Here is a 3639-nt window from a genome sequence, read left to right as displayed (position 1 = left end):
GTGTAGCAGCGGCCATGAATGCAGTTGCGTTGGGATTGAGCACGAAGCCTCAACCGATTGCCTGATGTACGCTATCCTATTGAAAAAACTACCCTATTTCCAAGCCATCAGGAGTCTATTGACACCTTTGTTCTTATTTTGTTCACTGTGGGAGTTTGATAATGGAGGCGAACCATGGAACTTCGCTTGAACATTGAAGGTGCAACGCCCGAGGAACTGGCACGCGGGGTCACGGCAGCCGAAGCAGTCTTCGCGCGCGCCGGGATTACGGCTTTGCAAGGCGCGGAAGGTTTGTTCGCGTTGGAAGGCTGGGATATCAAAGGCTTTCCGGAAGACGACCAGCCAACCGAGGACGAGGACCAGGCTGCTTCGGTCTGGATGGAAGCCGACGAGGCTGCGACGACTGCATGTTGTGCGGGCTGGCCGGAGGATAAAGTTCCGGGCCATCAGATCATGGAGTTGATCGACGTGCCCCGAACGAGATTGCAGGCCGAGGCGCTCCCGGACACGTGGCCGGCGCGCAAACAGCTCTATCCCGATGTTGTCACCCGGTTGGAGACCACGACCGGGCCGGACCGCCAGATCGATTTCGATATTGCCTTCGTTCTTGGTTGGGTGCCCGAGCGGCCGACGCTGGATCAGGTCGAGCCGCTTTCGGAAAATGGCGACCGTATCCCCTTCTTCACCAGCAACCTCGCCCAGGTGGAAGAAATGGCTCGCAAGGCGCTCAAGGACTGGACGATCGAGATTGACCAGGACCCCTACGATGCCCACGTTTTCGATCCTGCAGCCAGCGAAGACGGTGAAGAATTGCGGATGGCGGCATGGCGCGATTTCGACGGCTCCCTGCTTATGGAGAAGCCACCTGCAAATCCTGCAATCGCACTGACCCTGGCGGATGCGCGGCCAGTCGATGCATTTCGATTAGCGGTGAACGGGTTACACGGCCATCGTCGATCGATCGTGCTTGGCCACTCCAGGTCGCACGCTGGATAGCTAAAAACCTGACCAGCCCACACCGCACCCGAGGAGAGAACCATGTCAGAAAAACCACCCTATATGCCGACCGGCATTGGAACAGGCATGATGAGCGACGACGAGACCAAGGTCGGCGTTCTGATATTCGAAACGGCGCAAGGGAACTTCGACTTCGCAGTCAATCTGCAGGCGGTCGATATCCTCACCAAGGCCATCAACAAGATCGAGATGCATCTTCGCTCCGGCAAGACGCGCTGAGTGTCCGACGATGTGCCAGATCAGAAAAGCCGAAGCCAGGACCTTCGGGAGATCACGCAGGGACCAGGCATCGTGCGGAGGGGCGGCTGGGCGTCGCAAATCCGTTGTCAGTCGCCGACTGGCTCGGCTGGAGGAAACGCTCGGAAGCCAGTGCTCTCGCGCACGACTCGCGGCGCCGGGTTGACGGACTGCCGCTGCGATCGATCACGACTTGCTCACGCTGCATGCCGGCGGTAGGTGGGCCCGGCCATGTAGCGCTCTCCCGTTAGCATCGTTCCCCGGATTTGGGGGGGCCGGCTAAGTCTTGGTCGACCAATTTCGACAGGACAGCCGTCGATCTGGATTGCCCGTTTGCCGTCCAACGCGACCGAAGTTCTTCGCCCGCTGGTTCGCACCGGATCATTCTCCGTCTTCTCTGCGACGATCGCGACGCGTGGCGTGCGTCACTGGCGGCCATTTTAGCATCAGCTTGACAAGTTAATTGCCCCAAAGCAGTTTCGGTGGGTGAAAAGGGAGGAACAGCTATGAAAAAAGCCTATGAAAAGCCAGTCCTGACCAAGCGGGGAATTCTTTCCTCAATCACGGCGCAAGTCATCGAGTCGGGTCTTTCTGCGACCTGAGCAGGTCTTTGACCACTGGAAGCCCGGTGGCTCCGGCTGGCGGGCTTTTTGGTCTTCAGGGCGTGGATTAGGTCCTGACCGACAAAGGGTGCTACATGGGCGATGAAGAATGCCCGCCCAGCGTACGTCTACGCACCACCGCTGATCGGCCTTCCGTTCCTGGCTGTGCTACTGGCTCTGGATGGGACGACCATCGCAACGCCCTTTGACACCGCAGATGAAGCGGCCGCCCACAACAAGGTGATGGCGGTTACAGGTGCGATACGGCAAAGCGGACTTGATAACCACAAATAGGAGAACCCGTCCATGAGACTGCTACGCATCACACCGGTTGTCATTCTTGCCTGTGCCTTGGCCCTTGCGGCCTGCGCCAACACCGTCCGAGGCGTCGGCAGGGACGTCAAATCGACGGCCAACGCAGTCGACGACACGGTCAATAAACCCTGATGCAGAGGACCGTCACGGTCATCGAGAAGACAACGGGCCGCGTGATCGGAGCTCTGCCGATCGATCTTGCGCAGCAGAATCACGAGGCTTCCGATGATCAGTATTTCACCAAGGCGTTCGAAGCCGCCATGGACAGCGGCCTTATTAGTGAGGCCGACAAGCATGCGGTTGAATTCCGGCTTGAGTAAAGTTGACGTTGCGACGGCTTTCTGTCGCGTATCGGGGTTTGTGGTTGCATGGTTTTGCACCTCAGCCATCCATCAGCGGTGAATCAACACACCGTCTAGTCCAACTATCCCTAGGCACGGCCCGCCGCTGCTATGAATGGGGCGGCGGGTTTTTGACCCGGAGGTGAGCAGCAGCCGCTACTCAGACCCACTCAGCAGAGCAAGTCGGCGTATTGGTAGGCGAACACTCTGCCGTTGCTCTCGTCGGTCACCTTAAGAAAGTAGTTTCCGGATCGGTGGAGCGTCAGGGACCTTTTCGTTGCCTGTGCGGCGGCGCAATAGGATGTCGGGGCCCCAGCCCGGTATTCCGCTATCACCTGGCCCGCAAGACATTCTCGGATTTGATACGCTACGGTCAGCCCCCGGGGTCCGAATCATACATTAGAGATATCTAACATTTCCCTTTTGGCGAGACGGGGTGTACTTTAGTTACCGCTGGGTGATCCTAGCGACCTACACTGCCCGCTGCCGAGAGGTGGCGGGCCTTTTTGTTTATCTGTGGAACGCCGCAATCCAATGGGAGTTGAAATTCTGTCACCGCCCCTTCCGTGGAGGCGATGATGGCCATGGACGTACAGCCGTGGTCGGCCCGCTCCCGCTTCCTCAGTGGGCGGGCCATCTCGCGGGCCGCTCGCTAGCAGCATCTGGTGCACCATGCCGTCAACCTCGATACGCAGGTTCGAATACAATCCGGGCACCAGGGTTCTATCGGTGTGGTTTGTAGCGAGCGGCAGGCAGTACGACTTTCTGGACGTGCCGCCTGATACCTACGCCGATTTTAAAACTGCCTTTGCCAAGGGCCGCTATTTCAACGATCGCATCCGCAACCATTTCGCGTTCCGGCCTGTGGCAAGCTCCGGCTCCAGCGGCTCATGCTGAGGCAGATTGTGCCAAGCGACCTGGCGGAAGTCGCGCATGTCGAACTGCTGGCCGCACACCGGACAGGTCATAAAATTGTTGAGCTCGTCGGCAGGCTCGCCGCCGTGCTGCTTGCCGGGAATCGGCGGTCCAAGGTCGGATAGCTTCGTCATAACTGTCAAACATTCAATTCGTCTAAAATGTTCCGGAACCATTTTAGCGCGCGCTAATTGAATCGCACTATGCGAGTC

Annotated in this window: 9 protein-coding genes; 8 read left to right on the top strand and 1 reads right to left on the bottom strand. The window is 58.3% G+C overall.

Going from position 1 to position 3639, the window contains the following annotated elements; genetic code table 11:
• From EN984_RS38310 to EN984_RS26515, 8 genes are all read left to right on the top strand, one after another.
• A partial coding sequence (locus EN984_RS38310) for a hypothetical protein (protein WP_206517480.1) occupies positions 1-190 on the top strand: 190 nt, incomplete at its 5' end.
• A complete protein-coding gene (locus EN984_RS26535; protein WP_236383366.1) occupies positions 175-996 on the top strand; it encodes a hypothetical protein in 822 nt (273 codons plus the stop codon). The genes EN984_RS38310 and EN984_RS26535, both read left to right, overlap by 16 nt.
• A 42-nt stretch (positions 997-1038) precedes the next feature.
• Positions 1039-1236 (top strand): hypothetical protein, encoded by a 198-nt coding sequence (locus tag EN984_RS26530; RefSeq protein WP_127266529.1) that lies wholly within the window; start codon positions 1039-1041, stop codon positions 1234-1236.
• Between the two features lie 524 nt (positions 1237-1760).
• Positions 1761-1856: a putative RiPP precursor gene (locus tag EN984_RS38305; RefSeq protein ID WP_189367358.1), complete on the top strand. Its 96-nt coding sequence runs from the start codon at positions 1761-1763 to the stop codon at positions 1854-1856.
• 102 nt (positions 1857-1958) lie between these two features.
• Positions 1959-2150, top strand: coding sequence for a hypothetical protein (locus EN984_RS38300; RefSeq protein ID WP_127266528.1), 192 nt, complete (start codon positions 1959-1961; stop codon positions 2148-2150).
• 12 nt (positions 2151-2162) lie between these two features.
• A complete protein-coding gene (locus EN984_RS26525) occupies positions 2163-2303 on the top strand; it encodes an entericidin A/B family lipoprotein (protein WP_127266527.1) in 141 nt (46 codons plus the stop codon).
• Complete coding sequence (locus EN984_RS26520) at positions 2303-2491, top strand: hypothetical protein (protein ID WP_236383367.1); 189 nt, start codon at positions 2303-2305, stop codon at positions 2489-2491. The genes EN984_RS26525 and EN984_RS26520 overlap by 1 nt, the downstream gene beginning before the upstream one ends.
• 693 nt (positions 2492-3184) lie before the next feature.
• A complete protein-coding gene (locus tag EN984_RS26515; RefSeq protein ID WP_164748849.1) occupies positions 3185-3409 on the top strand; it encodes a KTSC domain-containing protein in 225 nt (74 codons plus the stop codon).
• Here the strand turns inward: EN984_RS26515 and EN984_RS26510 are convergent.
• On the bottom strand, positions 3334-3639 hold a 306-nt coding region (locus tag EN984_RS26510; protein WP_245480123.1), incomplete at its 5' end, for a hypothetical protein. The two genes, EN984_RS26515 and EN984_RS26510, sit on opposite strands and share 76 nt — an antisense overlap.

It is taken from the genome of Mesorhizobium sp. M7A.F.Ca.CA.004.12.1.1, from assembly GCF_003997835.1.
Taxonomy (GTDB): Bacteria; Pseudomonadota; Alphaproteobacteria; order Rhizobiales; family Rhizobiaceae; genus Mesorhizobium.
The sequence above is the reverse complement of the archived record's forward strand: the minus strand, read 5'-3'. Positions and strand labels throughout refer to the sequence as shown.